At 71.3% G+C, this 22,524-nt stretch carries 15 protein-coding genes and 1 pseudogene; 5 read left to right on the forward strand and 11 right to left on the reverse strand.

The annotated features are described in order from the left end of the window. Nucleotides 1–252: 252 nt before the first annotated feature. From ACFUO4_RS34670 to thyX, 3 genes are all read right to left on the reverse strand, one after another. Nucleotides 253–1,938 (reverse strand): ribonuclease J, encoded by a 1,686-nt coding sequence (locus tag ACFUO4_RS34670; protein WP_079312005.1) that lies wholly within the window; start codon nucleotides 1,936–1,938, stop codon nucleotides 253–255. Nucleotides 1,939–2,094: 156 nt separating this feature from the next. Next, entirely contained in the window at nucleotides 2,095–2,994 is a 900-nt protein-coding gene (dapA, locus tag ACFUO4_RS34675) for a 4-hydroxy-tetrahydrodipicolinate synthase (protein WP_383492294.1), read from the reverse strand. A 211-nt stretch (nucleotides 2,995–3,205) separates the two neighbouring features. Next, complete coding sequence (gene thyX, locus ACFUO4_RS34680) at nucleotides 3,206–3,946, reverse strand: FAD-dependent thymidylate synthase (RefSeq protein WP_079312009.1); 741 nt, start codon at nucleotides 3,944–3,946, stop codon at nucleotides 3,206–3,208. Nucleotides 3,947–4,145: 199 nt separating this feature from the next. On the opposite strand from thyX, the gene ACFUO4_RS34685 reads away from it, so the two are divergent. Both ACFUO4_RS34685 and ACFUO4_RS34690 read left to right on the forward strand, forming a co-directional pair. Beyond that, a complete protein-coding gene (locus ACFUO4_RS34685) occupies nucleotides 4,146–4,385 on the forward strand; it encodes a hypothetical protein (protein ID WP_079312011.1) in 240 nt (79 codons plus the stop codon). 90 nt (nucleotides 4,386–4,475) lie between these two features. After that, nucleotides 4,476–5,030: a PH domain-containing protein gene (locus tag ACFUO4_RS34690; protein ID WP_383492298.1), complete on the forward strand. Its 555-nt coding sequence runs from the start codon at nucleotides 4,476–4,478 to the stop codon at nucleotides 5,028–5,030. Between the two features lie 80 nt (nucleotides 5,031–5,110). On the opposite strand, the gene ACFUO4_RS34695 is transcribed toward ACFUO4_RS34690, so the two are convergent. From ACFUO4_RS34695 to rpsO, 5 genes are all read right to left on the reverse strand, one after another. Continuing rightward, nucleotides 5,111–5,563, reverse strand: a complete 453-nt coding sequence (locus ACFUO4_RS34695) for a hypothetical protein (protein ID WP_383492301.1) — start codon at nucleotides 5,561–5,563, stop codon at nucleotides 5,111–5,113. A 7-nt stretch (nucleotides 5,564–5,570) separates the two neighbouring features. Further along, complete coding sequence (gene dapB / locus ACFUO4_RS34700) at nucleotides 5,571–6,323, reverse strand: 4-hydroxy-tetrahydrodipicolinate reductase (protein ID WP_383492304.1); 753 nt, start codon at nucleotides 6,321–6,323, stop codon at nucleotides 5,571–5,573. 32 nt (nucleotides 6,324–6,355) lie between these two features. Beyond that, nucleotides 6,356–7,735 carry a M16 family metallopeptidase gene (locus ACFUO4_RS34705; protein ID WP_383492307.1) on the reverse strand — a complete coding sequence of 460 codons (1,380 nt, stop codon included), beginning with the start codon at nucleotides 7,733–7,735 and terminating at the stop codon, nucleotides 6,356–6,358. Next, a complete protein-coding gene (locus ACFUO4_RS34710) occupies nucleotides 7,732–9,951 on the reverse strand; it encodes a polyribonucleotide nucleotidyltransferase (RefSeq protein ID WP_079312019.1) in 2,220 nt (739 codons plus the stop codon). Before ACFUO4_RS34710 ends, ACFUO4_RS34705 begins: the two co-directional genes overlap by 4 nt. Nucleotides 9,952–10,293: 342 nt before the next feature. Further along, nucleotides 10,294–10,581 (reverse strand): 30S ribosomal protein S15, encoded by a 288-nt coding sequence (gene rpsO, locus ACFUO4_RS34715; RefSeq protein ID WP_059197935.1) that lies wholly within the window; start codon nucleotides 10,579–10,581, stop codon nucleotides 10,294–10,296. 268 nt (nucleotides 10,582–10,849) lie between these two features. Here rpsO and ACFUO4_RS34720 point away from each other — a divergent pair, with 268 nt between their 5' ends. After that, nucleotides 10,850–11,137 (forward strand): DUF397 domain-containing protein, encoded by a 288-nt coding sequence (locus ACFUO4_RS34720; RefSeq protein WP_079312021.1) that lies wholly within the window; start codon nucleotides 10,850–10,852, stop codon nucleotides 11,135–11,137. A gap of 57 nt (nucleotides 11,138–11,194) precedes the next feature. Here the strand turns inward: ACFUO4_RS34720 and ACFUO4_RS34725 are convergent, their stop codons facing one another. After that, nucleotides 11,195–12,694, reverse strand: a complete 1,500-nt coding sequence (locus ACFUO4_RS34725; RefSeq protein ID WP_383492312.1) for a PQQ-binding-like beta-propeller repeat protein — start codon at nucleotides 12,692–12,694, stop codon at nucleotides 11,195–11,197. Nucleotides 12,695–13,145: 451 nt separating this feature from the next. Between ACFUO4_RS34725 and ACFUO4_RS34730 the strand changes: the two are divergent. After that, nucleotides 13,146–13,274, forward strand: a pseudogene (locus tag ACFUO4_RS34730) (SCO5717 family growth-regulating ATPase); the annotation flags it as partial. Nucleotides 13,275–14,072: 798 nt separating this feature from the next. Further along, a complete protein-coding gene (locus ACFUO4_RS34735; RefSeq protein WP_383492882.1) occupies nucleotides 14,073–17,441 on the forward strand; it encodes an AAA family ATPase in 3,369 nt (1,122 codons plus the stop codon). A gap of 80 nt (nucleotides 17,442–17,521) precedes the next feature. On the opposite strand, the gene ACFUO4_RS34740 is transcribed toward ACFUO4_RS34735, so the two are convergent. Beyond that, the gene (locus ACFUO4_RS34740; protein WP_079312027.1) at nucleotides 17,522–18,475 is read right to left on the reverse strand and encodes a bifunctional riboflavin kinase/FAD synthetase; all 954 of its coding nucleotides are present in this window, start codon (nucleotides 18,473–18,475) and stop codon (nucleotides 17,522–17,524) included. Between the two features lie 124 nt (nucleotides 18,476–18,599). Then, nucleotides 18,600–22,058: a trypsin-like peptidase domain-containing protein gene (locus tag ACFUO4_RS34745; RefSeq protein WP_383492316.1), complete on the reverse strand. Its 3,459-nt coding sequence runs from the start codon at nucleotides 22,056–22,058 to the stop codon at nucleotides 18,600–18,602. Between the last annotated feature and the right edge of the window lie 466 nt (nucleotides 22,059–22,524).

Genomic DNA, 22,524 nt, shown 5'->3' on the forward strand with positions numbered 1-22,524 from the left:
TCTATCAGATCGTTTCCGGTTCTGATTTCCTCGGTGCTTTCCAGGTTTCCGCTTTCGCGTTTCCCTTTCCGGCGGTTCCGACTTTATCAGAAGTTCTGAGTCGGAATTCCCACCCGCTTCGGGGACTGGTTCCGGCACGCGAGGCGGCCGGGTTCCCGTTCGGGCGGAGCCGTAAACGTACTGGAGCGGGGCGCCTCGATGCAAATCGAGGCGCCCCGCTCCGGGATCACACGTACGAGGGCCGACGGACCGTCAGACCTCCACCACCACCGGGAGGATCATCGGCCTGCGGCGATACGTGTCGGAGACCCACTTGCCGAGGGTCCGCCGCACCAGCTGCTGGAGCTGATGGGGCTCGACCACGCCGTCCTGCGCCGAGCGCTCCAGGACCTCCTTGACCTTCGGGATGACGTCGGCGAACGCCGAGTCCTCGATACCCGAGCCGCGGGCGTGGACATGCGGGCCACCCGTGATCTTGCCGCTCGATGAGTCGATGACGACGAAGACCGAGATGATGCCCTCGTCGCCGAGGATCTTGCGGTCCTTCAGCGCCGGCTCGCCCACATCGCCGACCGAGAGGCCGTCGACGTACACATAACCCGCCTGGACCTTGCCGGAGATCTTGGCCTTGCCCGCGATGAGGTCGACGACGACGCCGTCCTCGGCGATGACGATCCGGTCGTGCGGAACGCCGGTCATGGCACCGAGCTCGGCGTTGGCCCGCAGGTGGCGCCATTCGCCGTGGACCGGCATCAGGTTCTTCGGGCGGCAGATGTTGTAGAAGTACAGCAGCTCGCCCGCGGAGGCGTGGCCCGAGACATGGACCTTGGCGTTGCCCTTGTGGACGACGTTGGCGCCCCAGCGGGTCAGGCCGTTGATCACGCGGTAGACCGCGTTCTCGTTGCCGGGGATCAGGGACGACGCCAGGATCACCGTGTCGCCGGAGACGATGCGGATCTGGTGGTCCCGGTTGGCCATGCGGGACAGGGCCGCCATCGGCTCGCCCTGGGAACCCGTACAGACGAGGACCACCTCGCTGTCCGGGAGGTCGTCCAGGGTCTTCACGTCGACCACCAGGCCCGGCGGGACCTTCAGATAGCCGAGGTCCCGCGCGATGCCCATGTTGCGGACCATCGAGCGGCCGACGAAGGCGACCCGGCGGCCGTACTCGTGGGCCGCGTCCAGGATCTGCTGGATGCGGTGGATGTGGCTGGCGAAGCTGGCCACGATGATCCGCTTGCGGGCGCCGGCGAAGACCTGGCGCAGGACGTTGGAGATGTCGCGCTCGGGCGGGACGAATCCGGGGACCTCGGCGTTCGTGGAGTCGGAGAGGAGGAGGTCGATGCCCTCCTCGCTCAGACGTGCGAACGCGTGTAGATCCGTCAGACGGTTGTCCAGCGGGAGCTGGTCCATCTTGAAGTCGCCCGTGTGGACCACCATGCCGGCGGGGGTGCGGATCGCCACGGCGAGGGCGTCGGGGATGGAGTGGTTGACCGCGACGAACTCGCAGTCGAAGGGGCCGATGCGCTCGCGGTTCCCCTCCACCACCTCAAGGGTGTACGGGCGGATGCGGTGCTCCTGGAGCTTCGCCTCGATCAGCGCGAGGGTCAGCTTGGAGCCGATCAGCGGGATGTCCGGCTTCTCGCGGAGCAGGAACGGGACGGCACCGATGTGGTCCTCGTGGCCGTGCGTGAGCACGATGCCCTCGATGTCGTCGAGACGGTCCCGGATGGACGAGAAGTCCGGCAGGATCAGGTCGATTCCGGGCTGCTCCTCCTCGGGGAAGAGCACTCCGCAGTCGACGATCAGCAGACGGCCGCCGTACTCGAAGACCGTCATGTTTCGGCCGATCTCGCCGAGACCGCCGAGTGGGGTGACGCGCAGGCCGCCTTCGGGGAGCGGCGGGGGCGGGCCGAGTTCAGGATGCGGATGACTCAAAAGACTCTCCTCACCACACACGCCACGTACCGGTAGGGCACGTGGCGCGCATGACGTTCGTGCGTGTAGCAGTTGTCGTTGTGTGGTGCGGGCACCGGTGGCCCGCGTATTCAGTTGTGAAGTCCGTTGCGCGCCGGGGGCGCGCGAAGTCTGTTGTCAGAGCTGTACCCCGCCGGCGGCAAGATCGATCTTGAGCTGCTCGATCTCTTCTGGAGCGAGTTCCACCATCGGGGCGCGCAGCGGTCCGGCGGGCAGGCCCTGGAGGGCGAGCGCTGCCTTGGTCGTCATGACGCCCTGGGTGCGGAACATGCCGGTGTAGACCGGGAGCAGCTTCTGGTGGATCTCCGTGGCCTTCTGGACGTCGCCCGAGACGAAGGCGTCCACGAGGGCGCGCAGGTCCGGGGTGACGACATGGCCGACGACGGAGACGAAGCCGACCGCGCCCACGGAGAGGAGCGGCAGGTTCAGCATGTCGTCGCCGGAGTACCAGGCGAGGCCCGAACGGGCGATGGCCCAGCTGGCGCGGCCGAGGTCGCCCTTGGCGTCCTTGTTGGCGACGATGCGCGGGTGCTCGGCGAGCCGGACCAGCGTCTCGGTGTTGATCGGGACGCCGCTGCGGCCGGGGATGTCGTAGAGCATGACCGGCAGCCCGGTGGCGTCGGCGATGGCCTTGAAATGCCGGTACAGGCCCTCTTGCGGGGGCTTGTTGTAGTACGGCGTGACCACCAGGAGGCCGTGGGCGCCGGTCTGTTCGGCGGCCTTGGCCAGCTCCAGGCTGTGGTGGGTGTCGTTGGTGCCGACGCCGGCGACGACGTGGGCCCGGTCGCCGACCGCCTCCAGTACGGCTCGTACGAGGTCCGTTTTCTCCGCGTCGCTGGTGGTGGGCGACTCACCGGTGGTGCCGTTGATGATCAGGCCGTCGTTGCCTGCGTCCACCAGGTGGGTGGCGAGCCGCTGTGCGCCGTCGAGGTCGAGTGCGCCGTCCGCCGTGAAGGGCGTGACCATGGCGGTGAGGACCCTCCCGAAGGGGGTCTGCGGAGTGGAGGTCGGAGCCATGGGTAACACGCTACTCGCTGCTCAAGACGTGGTCTGCCCTCGGGGGGCGTGAAAAGTCATGACAAAGGAGGAGCCCGGCACTGCCTGCTCGGGGGTTCAAGCAGTGCCGGGTCCGTTTGATCAGGCTAGATGAACTTCTCCAAATGCCGCAATACGGACACCTCGCGAGGCTGAACCGTACATCTGTGCCCGGTCGGGGAACGCGGGTCCGTTACGGGGCCACACGGCCGTTCGCATTGAAGGCGGCGTACGTGAGCGGCATGAGCTTGGCCCACTCGGCCTCCATCTTCTCGCCGACCATCTCGATCTCGCGCTGCGGGAAGGACGGGACCTTCGCCAGTTCGTGCTGGGTGCGCAGGCCGAGGAAGTGCATCAGCGAGCGGGCGTTGCACGTGGCGTACATCGAGGAGAAGAGGCCGACCGGGAGGACCGCGCGGGCGACCTCGCGGGCGACGCCGGCGGCGAGCATCTCCTGGTAGGCCTCGTACGCCTGCCGGTAGGAGTCCTCCATGGTGCGGGAGACCAGCTCCTGCTGGGCTTCGGTGCCCTCCACGAAGACGTACTTGCCGGGGCGGCCCTCCTGGACCAGCTTGCGGTTGGCGCCGGGGACGTAGAAGACGGGCTGGAGCTCCCGGTAACGCCCGGACTCCTCGTTGTACGACCAGCCCACGCGGTGCCGCATGAACTCGCGGAAGACGAAGATCGGGGCGCTGATGAAGAAGGTCATCGAGTTGTGCTCGAACGGGCTGCCGTGCCGGTCCCGCATCAGGTAGTTGATGAGGCCCTTGGAGCGCTCGGGGTCCTTCTTCAGCTCGTCCAGGGACTGCTCGCCCGCGGTGGAGACACGGGCGGCCCACAGCACGTCGGAGTCGGCCGCGCTGTGCTTCACCAGCTCGACGCTGACATCACTGCGGAAGCTGGGCTTGAGGTCGTCGACTGGGGTGTCGGTCACGGCTCGGAGGGTCCTTCCATCACTTCTCTGGGGCGGCGCCCACTCTACGGCCCGGCACTGACATCGGGGCGTTCGGTGCCGGGACGCGACATCTTCGGTGAAGTTCCTTGAATTCGGGGCATCAGGGCACCTTTTCGGGCACTCGTGCGTCTGTATCAACAACAGTCACTTTTTCGAGCTTGAGAGGAGCGTCTCCCCGATGTTCAGCCGGCGTGAGCCCGTCCCGTTCGCCTTCGTCGCCGAGGCCGACAGGTTCCGCAGCAATGTCACTCCCCCGCCCCCGGAGAAGTCCTCGGCCGGGCAGATAGCCGGGCGTTGGCTGCTGGGGGTCACCATCATCGCCGCGCTGGTGGGTTCCCTGGTCCTCGGGATGCCGGCGCTGACCGTCGATCACTCCGCCACGGACACCCAGCAGTCACAGGCGTCCCAAGGACACTGACTCAACCGAGCCCCCAAAGGTGGCTCGCGGGGACACTGACGGATAGCCTCACCGGGCACAGCCCGCGCATGCACTGAGTGAGGACCAGCCGTGCCCCTGCCCTTCCTGACGGCCGACCGCGCCTTCGAGACAGCCGACGACATCGCGCTGCCCTTCGACGACCGCGACCACTGGCGGCGCCCGTACCGCCCCGGCCCCTGGCGGGTGGGCACGGCGGCGCTTCTGCTGCTGCTCGCGTCGTACGTGCTGTTCGCGGCGGTCATCATCGCCCTCACCGGCTCGGTGTCCGAGGGCGGCGTGGTCTTCGGCGGCGCACTGGTCGTCATCGCCGTGTCGCTGCGGCTGTTGCGGGTGGGCGTGTGGGTGAGCGCGCGCGGGGTGCGCCATGTCGGGTTCTTCCGCACGCGGACCGTGCGGTGGGAGCAGGTCGTCGCCGTGCGGACGGTGCAGCAGCCGGTGCGCTGGCTGGGTCTGCCGCGGACCGTTCAGGGGCAGGCGCTGACCGTCGTACGCCGTGATCGCGCGGCGGAGGACACGTCGCCGCTGCTGACCACGCACAACGCGGACTTCCTGGGGCGGACCGAGGCGTTCGACCGGGCCGCGGACGCGGTGGAGGCGTGGGGCGCGGAGTACCAGCGGGGCTGAGTCACCGCCCGAAGACGACGAACGACGCCGAAGGGGCCGGTCCGCGTGCGTGCGGGCCGGCCCCTTCGGCGTACGGCGTTTCAGGCCTGGACGGGTTTGCCGTCGTGCAGGGCGATCGCGCGCTGCATCGCCTTGCGGGCGCGCGGGGTGTCGCGGGCGTCGTGGTAGGCGATGGCGAGGCGGAACCAGCTGCGCCAGTCGTCTGGTTGGGCCTCCGTCTCGGCCTTGCGCCTGGCGAAGACCTCGTCGGCCGAGTCGCGGTCGATGCGGCCGCTGGGCAGGCGCCTCAACTCGTCGACCGGCAGGCCGCCTTCGGCATCGAGTTCGGCGGCGAGCCGGTTGGCCTTGCGGACGAACTCGGTGTTCTTCCACAGGAACCACAGACCGATGACCGGCAGGATCAGCACCGCCACGCCGAAGGTGACGGTGATGAGGGTGCCGGACTGGATGAGCATGACGCCGCGGCTGCCGACCAGGACGAAGTAGAAGACCAGGACGGCGGCCGTTACGGCGTACGACAGCTTGGCGCGCATGGTGGTGTCAGCCCAGGTCCAGGAAGTTTTCCAGGCCGAAGGTCAGTCCCGGGGTCGTGACCACCTTGCGGGCGCCCAGCAGGATGCCCGGCATGAAGCTGCTGTGGTGGAGCGAGTCGTGGCGGATCGTCAGCGTCTCGCCCTCGCCGCCCAGCAGGACCTCCTGGTGGGCCAGCAGACCGCGCAGGCGGACGGAGTGGACGGGGATGCCGTTGACGTCCGCACCGCGCGCTCCGTCCAGGGCCGTCTCCGTGGCGTCCGGGGCCGGAGCCGTGCCCGCCGCCGTGCGGGCCGCGGCGATGAGCTGGGCCGTGCGGGTCGCCGTACCGCTCGGGGCGTCGACCTTCTTCGGGTGGTGGAGTTCGACGACCTCCACCGACTCGAAGTACGGGGCGGCGATCTGCGCGAACTTCATGTTCAGGACGGCGCCGATGGAGAAGTTGGGCGCGATGAGGACGCCCGTCTCCGGGGACGCGGCCAGCCAGCCGTTCAGCTGCGCGAGGCGCTCGTCGGTCCAGCCCGTCGTACCGACGACGGCGTGGATGCCGTGGCCGACGCAGTACTCGAGGTTGTCCATCACCGAGGCCGGCGTGGTCAGTTCGACGGCGACCTGGGCGCCCGTCTCCGCCAGGGTCTCCAGCTTGTCGCCCCGGCCCAGGGCCGCGACCAGCTCCATGTCCTCGGCCGCCTCGACGGCCTTGACCGCCTCGGAGCCGATCCGGCCCTTGGCACCGAGGACCGCCACGCGCAGCTTGCTCATCTCTTGCTTCCTTAAGCCAGAACAGAAGGGGGTTAGGCCACGGCCTCGTGCAGTCGGGAGGCCTGCTTGTCCTTGAGCGGGCCGATGACCGACAGCGAGGGCCGCTGCCCCAGGATGTCGCGGGCGACCGCGCGGACGTCGTCCGGGGTGACCGAGGCTATCCGGGTGAGCATGTCGTCGACGGACATCTGCTCGCCCCAGCACAGCTCGCTCTTGCCGATGCGGTTCATCAGCGCGCCGGTGTCCTCCAGGCCGAGGACCGTCGAACCCCGGAGCTGGCCGATGGCGCGGGCGATCTCGTCGTCGGACAGGCCGTGCTCGGCGACGTGGTCGAGTTCGTCGCGGCAGATCTTCAGCACGTCGTGGACCTGCGAGGGCCGGCAGCCGGCGTAGACGCCGAAGAGGCCGCAGTCGGCGAAGCCCGAGGTGTACGAGTACACGCTGTAGGCCAGGCCGCGCTTCTCGCGGACCTCCTGGAACAGGCGGGAGGACATGCCGCCGCCCAGGGCCGTGTTGAGGACGCCGAGGGCCCAGCGGCGCTCGTCCGTGCGGGCCAGGCCCGGCATGCCGAGGACGACATGGGCCTGCTCGGTCTTGCGGCCGATCAGCTCCACGCGGCCCGCGGTGCGCAGGGCACGCCTGCCGTCGCGCGGGGCGATGGGGGTGGCGTCGGTGTTCTTGAGGGCGCCGGCCTTCTCGAAGGCCGCGCGGACCTGTCGTACGACCTTGTTGTGGTCGATGTTGCCCGCGGCGGCCACGACCAGGTGGGTCGGGTCGTAGTGCTTCTTGTAGAAGCGGCGGATGCGGTCGGCGGTCAGGGCGTTGACGGTGTCGACGGTGCCGAGGACCGGGCGGCCGAGGGGGTTGTCGCCGAACATGGTGTGCGCGAACAGGTCGTGCACACAGTCGCCCGGGTCGTCCTCGGTCATGGCGATCTCTTCGAGGATCGCGCCCCGCTCGACGTTGACGTCCTCTTCGAGGATGAGGGAGCCCGTGAGCATGTCACAGACGACGTCTATGGCGAGCGGGAGGTCGGTGTCGAGCACGCGCGCGTAGTAGCACGTGTACTCCTTCGCCGTGAACGCGTTCATCTCGCCGCCGACCGCGTCGAGGGCGGACGAGATGTCCAGCGCCGACCTGCGGGTGGTGCCCTTGAAGAGCAGGTGCTCCAGGTAGTGCGTGGCGCCGTTCAGGGACGGCGTCTCGTCGCGGGAGCCGACGTGGGCCCAGATGCCGAAGGTCGCGGAGCGGACCGAGGGCAGCGTCTCGGTGACGATGCGCAGGCCGCCCGGGAGGGTGGTCTTGCGGACCGTACCGATGCCGTTCTCGCCCTTGATCAGGGTTTGGGTACGGGCGACGGCCCGCGCCTCCGAGGAGGTGCGGGCCGTCGCCGTGGAGCTACTCGACGTCACTTGTCGGTGTCGTCCTTCTTGTCGTCAGCCGACTCCTCGCCCTCGATCACGGGGATCAGGGAGAGCTTGCCGCGGGAGTCGATCTCGGCGATCTCGACCTGGACCTTCTGGCCCACGCCGACGACGTCCTCGACGTTCTCCACGCGCTTGCCGCCGGCGAGCTTGCGGATCTGCGAGATGTGCAGCAGACCGTCCTTGCCCGGGAGCAGCGAGACGAACGCGCCGAAGGTGGTGGTCTTGACGACCGTACCCAGGTAGCGCTCGCCGACCTCCGGCATGGTCGGGTTGGCAATGCCGTTGATCGTGGCGCGGGCGGCCTCGGCGGCCGGGCCGTCGGCGGCACCGATGTAGATGGTGCCGTCGTCCTCGATCGTGATCTCGGCGCCGGTGTCCTCCTGGATCTGGTTGATCATCTTGCCCTTGGGGCCGATGACCTCACCGATCTTGTCCACGGGGATCTTGACGGTGATGATCCGCGGGGCGTTCGGGGACATCTCGTCCGGCGTGTCGATCGCTTCCATCATCACGTCGAGGATGTGGAGGCGGGCGTCACGGGCCTGCTTGAGGGCCGCGGCCAGGACGGAGGCCGGGATGCCGTCCAGCTTGGTGTCGAGCTGGAGGGCGGTGACGAACTCCTTGGTGCCGGCGACCTTGAAGTCCATGTCGCCGAAGGCGTCCTCCGCACCGAGGATGTCGGTGAGGGTGACGTAGTGCGTCTCGCCCTCGATCTCCTGGGAGATCAGGCCCATGGCGATACCGGCGACGGGGGCCTTCAGCGGCACACCGGCGTTCAGCAGCGACATGGTCGAGGCGCAGACGGAGCCCATGGACGTCGAGCCGTTGGAACCGAGGGCCTCGGACACCTGACGGATCGCGTAGGGGAACTCCTCGCGGGTCGGCAGGACCGGGACCAGGGCGCGCTCGGCGAGCGCGCCGTGGCCGATCTCGCGGCGCTTCGGGGAGCCGACGCGGCCGGTCTCGCCGGTGGAGTACGGCGGGAAGTTGTAGTTGTGCATGTAGCGCTTGCGGGTCACCGGGGAGAGGGTGTCCAGCTGCTGCTCCATGCGGAGCATGTTGAGGGTGGTGACGCCCAGGATCTGGGTCTCGCCACGCTCGAACAGCGCCGAGCCGTGCACACGCGGGATGGCCTCGACCTCGGCGGCGAGCGTACGGATGTCCGTGACGCCACGGCCGTCGATGCGCTTCTTCTCCTTGATCACGCGCTCGCGGACGAGCTGCTTGGTCAGGGAGCGGTACGCGGCGGAGATCTCCTTCTCGCGGCCCTCGAACTCCGGCAGGAGCTTCTCGGCGGCGAGCGCCTTGACGCGGTCCAGCTCGGCCTCGCGCTCCTGCTTGCCGGCGATGGTCAGCGCGGAGGCGAGCTCCGGGCGGACGGCGGCGGAGAGCGCCTCCAGGACGTCGTCCTGGTAGTCGAGGAAGATCGGGAACTCTCCGGTCGGCTTGGCGGCCTTCGACGCGAGGTCGGCCTGGGCCTTGCAGAGCACCTTGATGAAGGGCTTCGCGGCGTCCAGACCGGCGGCGACGACCTCCTCGGTCGGCGCCTCGGCGCCGCCCTTGACCAGCTGGATGGTCTTCTCGGTGGCCTCGGCCTCGACCATCATGATCGCGACGTCGCCGTCCTCCAGGACGCGGCCGGCGACGACCATGTCGAAGACGGCGTCCTCGAGCTCGGAGTGCGTCGGGAAGGCCACCCACTGGTTGTTGATCAGCGCGACGCGGACGCCGCCGATCGGGCCCGAGAAGGGCAGGCCGGCCAGCTGCGTGGACGCGGACGCGGCGTTGATCGCCACGACGTCGTACAGGTGGTCGGGGTTGAGCGCCATGATCGTGGCGACGACCTGGATCTCGTTGCGCAGGCCCTTCTTGAAGGACGGGCGCAGCGGGCGGTCGATCAGGCGGCAGGTGAGGATCGCGTCCTCGGACGGCCGGCCCTCACGGCGGAAGAAGGAACCCGGGATCTTGCCGGCGGCGTACATCCGCTCCTCGACGTCCACCGTGAGGGGGAAGAAGTCGAGCTGGTCCTTGGGGTTCTTGGAGGCGGTGGTGGCCGACAGCACCATGGTGTCGTCGTCCAGGTAGGCGACGGCGGAGCCGGCGGCCTGGCGGGCCAGGCGGCCCGTCTCGAAGCGGATGGTGCGGGTGCCGAAGGAGCCGTTGTCGATGACGGCCTCGGCGTAGTGGGTCTCGTTCTCCACTAGCGTTTTCTCCTCGTCTTCGTCCCTTACGCCCGTGTGGCGGGGGGACGGTTGCGGAGAAGCGCTCCGTTCAGTGCGGGCCGGTCTTCGATCGAAGCACCCGGGCTCACTTCCCCCGGGGGCCACTACCGAGGACCGGCGGCGGCGAGGTGCGCATCTCCTCGTTCGTCTTGTTCTTCTTGTTACTTCTTGTGATGCGCCATACCCCTACGGGTACGCCGTATCACGCTGTGTCGTACGTATTGCGTCGTCCTACCACACTACAAAGAGGCAGTGACACTCCGCACGTACAGCAAAGGGAGCGGCCCCCGAACAAGTGGGAACCGCTCCCTTCACGGCGTCTTACTTGGCGCCCGCCGCACCACGGCGGATGCCGAGGCGGTCCACCAGCGCACGGAAGCGCTGGATGTCCTTCTTCGCCAGGTACTGGAGAAGGCGGCGGCGCTGACCGACCAGGATCAGCAGACCACGGCGGGAGTGGTGGTCGTGCTTGTGGGTCTTGAGGTGCTCGGTCAGGTCCGAGATCCGGCGCGAAAGCATGGCGACCTGGACCTCGGGGGAGCCGGTGTCGCCCTCCTTCTGACCGAACTCGGCGATGATCTGCTTCTTCACTGCGGCGTCGAGCGGCACTCGAAACTCCTCGTAGTCTGAAAATGGCCACCGAGTGCCCCCGGTCTGTGTCTCGGGGGAGCTTCCGTTACTCGGGAGGCGGGGATCCGCTGGGCGCGGCCTCCAGGGTCCTTCGAGGGACTCCGGGGGTGCGTACACAAACGGCCGTCACTCAGGGTACCAGGCACAGGTGGGCACCTTCTCCCGGGTTCCGTAACCACCCGGAACGGGGATGTGAGGCCACTAGGGTGACGGCAGATCGTACGACGTCGGGAAGGGGTCGCTGGGCATGGCGGAGACGGCAGAGGAGATCAAGGCGCGCAAGGAGCGGGAGCGGGACGAGCTCTACGCGCTCGACATCTCCGGCGTCGAGTGGCACTGCGCGCCGGGCACGGAGGAGCACGAGGAGCGGGTCGAGATCGCCTACCTGCCCGAGGGCGCCGTGGCCATGCGGTCCTCGCTCGACCCGGACACCGTGCTGCGCTACACGGAGGCGGAGTGGACGGCCTTCGTGCTGGGGGCGCGGGACGGCGAGTTCGATCTGGACCCGGCGCCCGAAGAATCGGCGGAGAAGTAGGGCGAGCGAGGGGGCGGTACGCGCGCGTGCCGCCCCCTCACCTGTTTCACCTGTACGTCAGTGCTTCAGGCCGGCGCTTCCGAAGGCGATGGCCATGAGCACGGGGTCGGTCGGGGACTTGTCGTCGCGGACCAGTTCGCGCTTGCCGAAGAAGACCCGGCCCTGCTGGTAGAGGATGTCCGACGCGTCCGGGTCGCTGAAGTCGGCGTCGTCCTCCTCCGGGAGCGTGAAGAGGAGGAGCGGGGTCTCCTTGTCCGTACGCGGGTTCCAGCGCACCACGGCCGCCGGGGCGACGGTGCCCGCTCCGCGGCGGTAGATGAGGAGGTCGTCGCCGCTCGTCCGGAGGGGCTGGACCGTCTGGAACTCGCGGCCCTCGAACTTGCCCGCCGTCCGGCCGGTCGCGAGGTCGAACGCCACGATCCAGTCGGAGGGCTCGCCGGTGGCGATGTTCTCCTTGCTCAGGAGATAGGCCTGGGTGCGTCCGACGACGATGCCGTCGCAGTTCTCGTAGACGCCGAAGTACGGCGACCCGAAGTACCGCTCGCCGCACTTCGCCTCGTAGCCGTCCAGCGAGATGGTGGTGCGATACGTGCCGCTCCCGTCGAGGGTGATCACGTCGGTCGGGAGGCTGTCCCCGGCGGCGACGACGAGCACCGGCGGGTCGGACGAGGGCAGGTAGACGCTCTGGACCCCGTCGGAGACCTTGTACGTCCACACGGGCTTGCCGGTGCGCGGGGCGACCTTCTGCACCTGGTACCTGACGTCGGGCAGCGAGCCGCAGGCGCGCAGGGCCAGCAGGGCGCGGCCGCCGGCGAAGGCCTTGTCCTGGCACTCGTCGCCGAGGGCGCTGTTCCAGAGCTTCGCGCCGGTCTTCATGTCGTACGCCACCGAGCCCTGCCCCCAGGCGACGGCGACGACGCCCTTCGTCAGGGTGAGGTTGGTGTTGGTGACGAAGGCGGAGTTCGCGGCCGGCATCTTCTTCTGCCACAGCTTCTTGCCGGTGTTCAGGTCGAAGAACACCACCTGGTCGCAGACGCCGCTCTTCTCCGAGTTCTCGGGCCGCGGGGGCTGGATGACGACGGCGGTACGGCCGTCCGCGGTGACGTGTCGGCTGGTGGCGCAGATGTGGCCGTCCAGCTTGAGGGTCCAGGCCTTCTCGTCGGCGTCGAGGGCGATGTTGTAACCCTCCAGGCGGTTGGCGACGCCCTTGACCATGACCTTGTCGGTGGCCCAGGTGCCGGGGGCGTAACGGGGAGCGGCGTCGGTGACCTTGGAGAGGTTCTCCTCGTCGTGTTCCAGCATCAGCCGGCCCTCGGGTGAGCCCGGGACCTTCTCGGTCGTCTCCCTGACGGCGTCGGCGCTCTGTACGACGGGACTCTCGGCGGCGGCGGGTGCGCTGTCGTCGCCGGAGGCGAGGAACCAGCCGCCCCCGGCCAGCACGAGGAGGGCCACGACGACCGCCACCGCGCCCAGCAGCTTCGTGCGGCGGCGCTTGCGGGCGGTGTCGGCCGCGAGTGCGGATTGGGTGTAGATCGAGGGAGGCGGGCCGAAGCTCACGCGGAAGCGCCCTTTCTGTTTCTGGCCTGAATCTGACCTGATCATGTTCGGATCGGCCCCACTATGCCCGTCGGCCGGTCGCGGGCCGGGAGTGGGGTGGCTCGCCGTTCCGGTCAACGCCCTTGCGGAGCAAGGTGCTTCGGGGCGGCTGTCGGGCCGACCGTGGTCACCTTCCGTTCGTGTTCGGGGTATTCACCGACATCGCCCACTTCTGGGCAGGTTGTGACGCAGCGGACGGTTGCTGGGGGGTGGACGGGCCTGCCGGGGTGGGGCTTGTGGTGATTAGGCTGGTACCGGGCGCGGCGCCAGAACCCGTGGAGCGGGCGTCGGCGTACCAGGGGGAGAGCCGGTGGGATCGGACGACCTCGAACGACTTCGGACGACTAGAAGACGACAAGAACAGGTCGCCCCTAGCACGGTATGAGGGTGCTCGACCACACCAGGAGGAATTGTGAGCAGCGATCGGGACGGGATCCGCGGGGGCTGGGCCACACCCGGCGATGACCAGCCCGACGCGGAGTCCGCCAGCGAGATGACGGGCGAGTTCACCATCGACTACGCGCCGCCTGCCTGGTACACGCAGAACGCGTCTGGGGGGTCGAACGACGCGGGGAATGCGGGGAATGCGGGGAATTCGGGAGGTTCGTCGGAGTCTGCGGGTTCGTCGGGCGCGGGGGGTTCTTCGGGTACGGCGGGGTCGGCGACCGGGGGTGCGGCCGGTGGCGTTTCTGGTGGCGCTTCCGGTGGCGTTCCCTCTCCGGTCGACTGGGCCGCGTCCTCGTTGCCGGGGCTGACTCCTCCCGCGCATTCACGTCCGCAGGGTGCCTCTCCGGCGCCTGGGGCTCCGTTCACGCCGCCTGCGGCCGGGCCGGCGGCTGGTCCGGGGGCTCCCTTCACTCCTCCGGCACCGCCTTCTTCCGGGCCTGGGGCTCCTTTCACTCCGCCCGCGTCTCCGTCGTCGGGGCCGGGTGCGCCGTTCACTCCGCCGACGCCTCCGTCATCGGGGCCGGGTGCGCCGTTCACTCCGCCGGCGTCCTCCGGACCGGGGGCACCGTTCACTCCACCCGCGTCCGCTCCCGGCGCGCCTTTCCAGCCGCCCGCGCCGCCGAACGGTGGGGCAGGAGCGGTGCCGAGGCTTCCGGTCGGGAGCGGGTTCGAGCCGCAGCCTCCGCAGGCTTCGCAGGCCGACGCCGGGACCGAGGCTCCTGCCGCGGACCCCGCTTCGCCTGCGGCCGCGCCGAACGTGCCCGGACAGCAGGGGCCGTGGGGCGCTCCGGCGTCTGCTCCTTCCTCGGCTCCTTCCTCGTCCCCGGCGAGCTTCACGCTGCCCGCACCGGCGCCGGTGCCTGCGCCCGAGGCGCCTCCTGCCGCCGCCCCCATGGCCGAGGAGCCGGAGGAGTCCGGGAACGGTGACCTCGAAAGTGGCGCGACGATGCGGTTCTCCCCTGTCGCCCTGAAGCGGGAGATCGCGGAGCACTCCGCTGCGGCGGAGGCGGACGGGGACTCTGACGAGACCGAGACCGAAACCGAAACCGCTGCCGATGTCGACGCCGAGCAGGGGGTCGTGTCCGGCGCCGATGCGGACGGTGACGCCGATGAGGCGGCGGTCGTGGCCGACGAGGACGGTGCCGGCGAGGACTCCGGCCTCGACGCGGACTCCTTCGGCGACGTTCCCCCGGCCGGGGACGCCGACATCGAGGCCACGGAGGCTTCAGAGGCCGAGGCGGAAGACGCCGGTGCCGAGGGCGAGTCGGAGCAGGAAGGTGCCGCGCCGGAGGACGCCGACGCGGTGGACGCGGAGCTGACGGACGCCGACTCGACCGACGCCGAGCCTCATGACGCCGTCGCGACGGCCCCGCTCGCCCTGGCTCCGGAACCCGACGCCGCCGTGACACCGGCGGACGGGCAGGAGTCCGACGCGGGGACGGCGAACGCGGAGGAGTCTGACGCGGAGGAGTCTGACACGGGGGCTGCGGACCCGGTGACTGTGGACGCGGAGCCTGCGGCCGCGGAGACTGCGGACGCCGAGTCTGGCGACGCCGTGCCTGGTGATGTGGAGCCGGTGGCTGCCGCGCCTGCTGACGGTGAGCTGGTGACCTCCGTGGATGCTGACGCGGAACCAGTGGATGCCGTACCCGCTGACGCCGAGCCCAGCGACTCGGGCCTCGCCGACTCCGGCCGCTCCGACGCGGGCCCCGCAGACGCCGTACCGGCATACGCGGACCCCGCGGAGGCCGCGCCTTCCAACGCCACGCCCTCCGAGCCCCCCACCGACACCGCGCCGTCCGACGCCGGCCCCGAGGACAGCGCACCCCAGGACTCCGCCCCGCAGGACGCTCCGCCCGCCTGGACTCCCCCGCCCGCGCCGCAGCCCGGCATGCCGCCGCTGCCACCGTCGTATCAGCCCGCCGCTCCCGCGTCCGCGGCGCAGTGGCCCGCGCAGCCGCAGCAGCAGCCGGCCCCGGCGGCTCCCGCCCAGCCGCAGCCCGCGGTCGCTCAGAACCAGCCGGCCGTGCCGCAGCAGCAGCCGCCGTTCCAGCCGCAGGCGCCGCAGCCCGCGCCTGCCGCGTGGAACCCGCCGGCCACCCAGCAGCCCGCCGGCCAGGCCCCGGCAGCCCCGGCCCCACAGGCCGGCTACGGCTTCCCTCAGCCCACCGCCACGCCCCCGGCGCCCCCGAACCCGCAGGACGGCTACGGCTATCCGCAGCCCACCCCCTCCACTCCGCCGGCAGCCCAGCAACCCGCTGCTCAGCCCCCGGCAGCTCCGAACCCGCAGCCCGGCTACGGCTTCCCGCACCCCGGCACCCCAGCCCCCGCCGCCCCCACGCCCAACCCCCAAGGCGGCTACGGCTTCCCCCACCCGGGTGGAACCCCCGCGCCCGCCCCGCAGCCCAGCGGATACGGCTTCCCGCCCTCGGCCGCCGCCCCCGACAACGGCCAGCCCCTCGCACACCCGGGCCAGCCGCAGCCGGCCGCACCCCAGGCCCAGCCGCAGCCGCAGCCGCAGCCGCAGCCGCAGGCCGACGCCGCTCCCGCGCCCCAGGCCCCCCAGCCCCCCGTACCTCCGACCCCCCAGGGCGGCTACGGCTTCCCCCAGCCCCCGGCGCAACCGGGCCACCCGCAGCCGGGCGTACCCCAGGCTCAGCCCACGCCCGCGCCGAACCCGCAGCCCGGCTACGGCTTCCCGCACCCCGGCGCCCCAGCTCCCGCCCCCAACCCCCAAGGCGGCTACGGCTTCCCCCAGCCCCCCGCCCAGCCGGGCCAGCCCGGTCAGCCCCAACCCGCCGCACTCCAGCCCCAAGCCGACGCACAACCCCCGGCCCAGGCCCCGACCCCCCAGGTCCCCCCTGTCGACCCCCGCACCGGCACCGCCTGGCCCCAGCCCATCCAGCATGACCAGCGGCAGATGACCAACCCCGGTGCTGCGCCGCTCGGTTACACGGCGGCCGTGGAGCTGTCGTCCGACCGGCTGCTCAACAACAAGAAGCAGAAGGCCAAGAGCAGCCGCCCCGCGGCCCAGCCCTCCCGCTTCAAGATCGGCGGCAAGAAGGAAGAGGCCGAGCGGCAGCGGAAGTTGGAGCTGATCCGGACGCCCGTGCTGTCCTGCTACCGGATCGCGGTCATCAGCCTCAAGGGCGGTGTCGGCAAGACGACCACGACCACCGCCCTCGGCTCCACCCTCGCCACCGAGCGGCAGGACAAGATCCTCGCGATCGACGCCAACCCCGACGCCGGTACCCTCGGGCGGCGCGTCCGGCGTGAGACCGGGGCGACCATCCGTGACCTCGTCCAGGCGATCCCGTACCTCAACTCGTACATGGACATCCGGCGGTTCACCTCCCAGGCACCGTCCGGGCTGGAGATCATCGCCAACGACGTCGACCCGGCCGTTTCCACGACCTTCAACGACGAGGACTACCGGCGCGCCATCGACGTGCTGGGCAAGCAGTACCCGATCATCCTGACCGACTCGGGTACCGGTCTGCTCTACTCCGCCATGCGCGGTGTGCTCGACCTCGCCGACCAGCTCATCATCATCTCCACCCCGTCCGTCGACGGCGCCTCCAGCGCCAGTACGACACTGGACTGGCTGTCCGCGCACGGGTACGCCGACCTCGTCTCGCGGTCCATCACCGTCATCTCCGGGGTGCGCGAGACCGGCAAGATGATCAAGGTGGAGGACATCGTCAGCCACTTCGAGACCCGCTGCCGCGGCGTCGTCGTCGTGCCCTTCGACGAACATCTCGCCGCCGGTGCCGAGGTCGACCTCGACATGATGCGGCCCAAGGTGCGCGAGGCGTACTTCAACCTGGCGGCGATGGTCGCCGAGGACTTCGTACGCCACCAGCAGTCCCACGGCCTGTGGACCAGCGACGGCAACCCGCCTCCGGTGGCGGCTCCGCCGATGCCGGGTCAGCAGCAGTACGCCCAGCCCGGCCAGGCATATCCGCAGCAGCCGTACCCGCAACAGCCCTACCCGCAACAACAGCAGCAGCCCGGCCCCGGCTATCCGCAGCCCGGACAGCCGTACCCCCAGCCACAGCCGCAGCCGCAGCCCGGTCAGCCGTACCTGCCGCAGCAGCCCGGACAGCCCTACCCGCCGCAGCAAGCCGGACAGCCGTATCCGCAACAGCAGCAGGCCGGCCCCGGTTACCCCCAGCCGGGACAGCCGGGACAGCCGGGACAGCCCGCGCAACCGGAGCAACCGGGTCAGCCGGGGCAGCCCCCGCAGCCGCCCCAGCAGTAGGCAGTCGCACGACACAGAAGGGCGGCCGGTGCTCATGCGCACCGGCCGCCCTTCGGCGTTGTCGCTTCCGCCGCAGGCCCTCAGCCCGCGGTCGCCTCCGCCACCAGTTCCCGGCAGCGCTTCACGTCCTCCGCCATCTGCTCCAGCAGAGCCTCCAGCGAGTCGAACTTCGCCTGGCCGCGGACGTACGCCAGGAAGTCCACGGCGACATGCAGCCCGTACAGGTCGAGGCCGACGCGGTCGATGGCGTACGCCTCCACCGTGCGCTCGGTGCCGTCGAACTGGGGGTTGGTGCCGACGGAGATGGCGGCCGGCATGGCCTCGCCCGCCACGTGCAGCCAGCCGGCGTAGACGCCGTCGGCGGGGATGGCGGTGTGCGGGAGGGTCTCGACGTTGGCCGTCGGGAAGCCGAGTTCGCGGCCGCGCTGTGCGCCGCGCACGACCACGCCTTCCACCCGGTGCGGGCGGCCCAGGATCTCACGGGCGCCCTCCAGGTCGCCCTCGGCGACCAGGCGGCGGGTGAGGGTGGACGAGAACGGCTCGCCGCCGCCCGCCTCACCGCAGACGAACAGGTCGACGATCTCGACCTCGAAGTCGTACACCTTGCCCTGCTCGGCGAGGAACTCCACGTTGCCCGCGGCCTTGTGGCCGAAGCGGAAGTTGGGGCCCTCGACGACCGCCTTGGCGTGCAGCTTGTCGACCAGGACCTTGACGACGAACTCGGCGGGAGAGAGTTTCGAGAACTCGGTGGTGAAGGGGAGGATCAGGACCGCGTCCACGCCCAGTTCGGCCATGAGTTCGGCTCGGCGGTGGTGCGGGGCCAGCAGCGGCGGGTGGCTGCCGGGGCGGACGACCTCGCTGGGGTGCGGGTCGAAGGTGACGACGACCGAGGGAACGCCCAGCTCACGGGCGCGGTCGACGGCGTGCCGGATGATCAGCTGGTGTCCGCGGTGGACTCCGTCGTAGGAGCCGATGGTGACGACGCTGCGTCCCCAGTCCTCGGGGATGTCCTCCAAGCCACGCCAGCGCTGCACTGTGACCGCTCCTCATCGAACCCGTGTCCGTATTTACGGCTTACCTCTTACGCAGGTCTAAGGGTGCCATGCCGCGCCCGCCTGGCCCGCATCGGCATCGGCGCTGTGACTCGACGCACGTGGCTCAGGCGGGGACCCTGACCCCGGCCAGGTTCTCGATCATGCGGCGGCTGCTGGGGCCGACCACGGCCGCCCACCGCCGCGGGGCATCGGTCAGCCAGCCCGCCACCTGGGCGGCGAAGCCGGGGGTCCGGCGCCCCAGATCGACCAGCGTACGGTCGAAACGGGCCGCTCCGTCCGGGGTGCGCACGAGCAGCACGCCGATGCGGTGGACGAGCTCGCGCAGGCCGTCGCCCTCGGTGGCCCGGCGGGCGGCGGCCCGCAGGAGCGCGTCCAGTACCACCGGTTCGCGCTCGTGGCTCAGCAGGTGTTCGAGCAGTTCCCGCCGCAGCGGGTGCGAGGCGGCGGTTCCGGGTGCGACGAGGACGGCGGCCAGGGCCGTCCGCACCTCCTCAGGGCCGTCGTCCAGCAGTCCGGTGACCAGCGGGAAGAGCACGGCCCGGGTGCCCGGCCCCTGGTCGAGGCGCCGGTCGACGTACGCGGCCACGTCCGCCGCGGTCTCCGGGCGCTGTTCCACGGCCTCCCGTACGAGTACGGCGATCCGGCGGGCCGGCGTGGGCAGCGTGACATCGGCGAGCGTGCGCAGCGCCTCTCCGGCACCGGGGCGGCGCAGCCGGGCCCGGAAGGCGTCGAGAACCGGCTCGGGGTGGGTGGTGAGGGCGGCGACCAGCGCGCTCGGCGGGAAGTGCGGGTCGCCGGCCGCGAAGTGGCCGAGGGCCTGCGGGAGATGGCGGGCCCGGGTGTGCGGGTCGCGGACGAGGAGCGCGAGCGCGCCGCCGTGCAGGGTGCAGTCGGCGGGGCGGGCGAGGAGGGTGAGGGCGGCGTAGCGGAGCAGTTCGCGGTCGGCCTCGGTGGTCACGTGCGGGGCCGCGCGCAGGCCGTAGGCGACCGCCGCGACCCGCCGGTCGGGCCGTTCGTCGTGCGCCCACCGGTCCACCGCCCGGCACACCGCCGACGGCTCGTCCTCCGCGAGCACCGCCAGCAGTTCGTCGGCCCGCCGGTGCGCGCTGTCGACCAGCACCTCCGTCAGGTCGTCCAGTGCCAGCCGCCGGTGGGTGTGCAGCAACGCCTGCGCCGCCTTCGCGACGGTCGCGTGCGGGGTCGCGGGCAGCGGGCGCTCGTCGTCGAACCAGCGGGTGAGATGCGGCTGTACGGCGCCGGGGGCGTCGGCGAGCAGACGGGAGACCGCGTCCAGGAAGCGGGGGGCGGTGTCCTGCGGGGGGCCGTCGGCGAGGACGAGCCGGCGGAGGAGGTCGAGGAGGGTCACCGGGGGGAGGGGGAGGGCCAGCCAGAAGGCGGGCGGGAAGTGGGAGGTGAGGGGGCGTGCCGCCTCCGTGTCAGGGCCCTCGCACACGCCCTCCCGCTCCCGTCCGCGCCAGTCCACCACCCGGTCCGCCAGCAGCCTCAACAGCCCTGTGTACGGGGTCGCGTCGGGCACCCGCAGGAGGGGCTCGGTGAGGAGACGGGCCGCCCACCAGGAGTGCGGATCCGCGTCCAGCGCCTGGATCAGTTCCTCCAGGCGGAAGGCGAGGCTCGGGGTGCCCTGCTGGCGGGCGAGGAGGAGCAGCGACTGGACGACTGGTCCGATCCGGTGGTGCGGCACGGGCAGCGGGTGGCGGTCGGCCGGGTGGGTGCGGCGGCGGTGGACGAGGGCGAGCAGGGCCTCGTCCAGGTCGAGGTGGATGCCCTGGATCCAGTCGGCGAGTTCCTCGTGCGCGAAGCGGTAGCCGCTGCCGGCGGGGACGAGCAGGCCCTCGGTGAGCACCGCGGAGGCCCAGCCGGTGCCGCCGCCGAGGCGGGCCGGGGCGGGGCCCCAGGGGAACACCGCCTCGAACGACTCCCGGTCCAGCTCGCCCTGTCCGGGGCCGAGGCTGCGGCGGGCCGCCTCGTGGACCTGGCCGGAGACCTTGGCCGCGAGGCGGCGTACGGCGGTGCCGCGCAGGCCGTTCTCGGCGGCGAGGCGGACGGCGATGCGCAGGCACATCAGGTCGAGGTAGGCCGCGAAGACGTCGTCGCGCTCGACAGGCGCGTGCGGGGCGTCGGGGAGGGCGGTGCGGACCTCGGAGAGGAGGCGGAGGGTGAGGGGGTGGCGGGCGTCGGGGTCGCGCAGGGTGCCGTCGGGGATGCGGTAGCGGGCGCGTGCTGTGCGGGCCTCGTCGTCCTGGAGGTCGGCGAGGTGGACGCAGGGCGTCGCGTCCCCGCCCGTGCTTCCTTCCGGCGACTCCGCCGCCCCTTCGGCGCTGCCGTACAGCATCTCCCCGGGAAATCCGGCTCCCGCCCCCTCCCAGTACTCCGCTCGGCACGCCACCACCAGCCTCGCCCCCGACTCGCGGAGCCAGCGGGCCGTGCCGTCGGTCCACTCGGGCAGGCGGTGGGCCAGTACGGGGGGCATCTCCTCCGGGCCGTCCAGGAGCAGGAGCAGCGGGCGGCCGGCCGTGCGGGACAGGCGGGAGAGGCGGGCGGGGGTGAGGTCGCCCAGGTCGGTCAGGTCCGCGGAGTGCGAGGCGGCGACGATCCTCGCGGCGCGTGTCACCGCCCTCTCGGCGGCGTCGGCGACCGACGCGTCCTCGTCCCGCAGGTCGGCGCCGCGCAGCCAGAGGGTGGGGGCGGGGTGGGGGCCCCGGTTGCGGCGGGCGGCGAGGGACGCGAGTTCTGTCGTACGACCGCTGCCGGGCGGTCCGACGAGCGCGAGGACGGCCGCGTCGCCCTCGACGAACGCCTCGAACTCCGCTGCCGTGGCCGCACGTTGGACCGGTTCCACCGCGCCGGGGCCGAGGGTGTCGGCGGCCCGGCCCACGTATCCCGCCAGGGCGCCCGGCGGCCCGTCCTGGCCCACCGAGGTGGCCGTCAGTTCCAGGACGCCCGCCAGGTTGAGGTCGGTGCCGTACGCCGGGACGGTCGCCGCGTTCTCGGCGAGCAGGTCGGCGAGGGGGCCGTCCGGGGGTGGGAAGAGGGGCACCGCGAACCCGGTCTCGCGCCGGCCGCTCTGCAGTGCGGTCCCCAGTACGGCGACCACCGCGCCGGTCGCGGCGTCGACGACCGGTCCCCCGGCCGCGCCGCCGCCGAGCCGCAGCGCGTCCTGCCCCGCCGTGCCGATCGCCAACTCCAGTACGCCGTCGAGGAGATGGAAGCGATCCGTGGCCGTGTACGTCACGGAGCCGGTCCCGAGCACCCGCGCCTCGCGCCAGCACCCGGCGGCGATGCGCACATAGGCACCGGTCTCGACGCCGTCCCGCCCTCCGACGGGCAACGGGTCGACCCCCAGGCCCTCGGTCCGTACGAGCGCCAGGTTCAGCTCGGGCAGGGCGGTCACCGCGTCGGCGGTCACCACGCAGTGCCGGTCCTCGGCGGCGTGCAGCAGCAGCCGGGGCAGTCCGTCGACGACCTCATGACTGGTGATCACGGTGCCCCGGTGATCGGCGACGAACCCGACGCCCCGGGGCCGCCCGGCCAGATCACGCACCCGGACGAGCACATGATCGGCCGTCCACCCCGAAAGGGAGCCGTGAGCCGCCCCCGAGACCCCTGCTCCGCTCCCCGCCTCCGAAAGCCCCGCCCTGAGATCCGACTTCCAGGATTCCGCCCCGAAGTCCGCCCCCGACGAGCCCACCTCACGACCGGCCCCCCAGGAACCCGCCCCGAGATCCGACCCCGACGACCCCACCCCGCGATCCGACCCCCAGGAACCCGCCCCGAGGTCCGCCCCCGACGAGCCCGCCTCACGACCGGCCCCCCAGGAACCCGCCCCGAGATCCGCCCCCGACGACCCCAACCCGCGATCCGACCCCGAGGCCCCTGCCTCGCGATCCGCGCCCGGGGCTCCCGCCTCGTGCCCCGGCTGCGGGAGTCCTCCCGGTCCACCCGCGCGGCCCGTCGCCCCCGGGACTCCCCCGTCCCGCCGTTCCGACTCCCGCCCACGGCCCCCCGCC

The sequence above is a fragment of the Streptomyces sp. NPDC057280 genome, assembly GCF_042668605.1.
GTDB lineage: Bacteria > Actinomycetota > Actinomycetes > Streptomycetales > Streptomycetaceae > Streptomyces.

Bases quoted from the DNA above. Each gene is read 5' to 3' on its own strand.
- ACFUO4_RS34735 (WP_383492882.1), top strand. From the start codon at position 14,073: ATGGCCGAGGAGCCGGAGGAGTCCGGGAACGGTGACCTCGAAAGTGGC.
- dapA (WP_383492294.1), bottom strand. From the start codon at position 2,994: ATGGCTCCGACCTCCACTCCGCAGACCCCCTTCGGGAGGGTCCTCACC.
- ACFUO4_RS34695 (WP_383492301.1), bottom strand. From the start codon at position 5,563: ATGCGCGCCAAGCTGTCGTACGCCGTAACGGCCGCCGTCCTGGTCTTC.
- ACFUO4_RS34720 (WP_079312021.1), top strand. From the start codon at position 10,850: ATGGCGGAGACGGCAGAGGAGATCAAGGCGCGCAAGGAGCGGGAGCGG.
- ACFUO4_RS34685 (WP_079312011.1), top strand. From the start codon at position 4,146: ATGTTCAGCCGGCGTGAGCCCGTCCCGTTCGCCTTCGTCGCCGAGGCC.
- dapB (WP_383492304.1), bottom strand. From the start codon at position 6,323: ATGAGCAAGCTGCGCGTGGCGGTCCTCGGTGCCAAGGGCCGGATCGGC.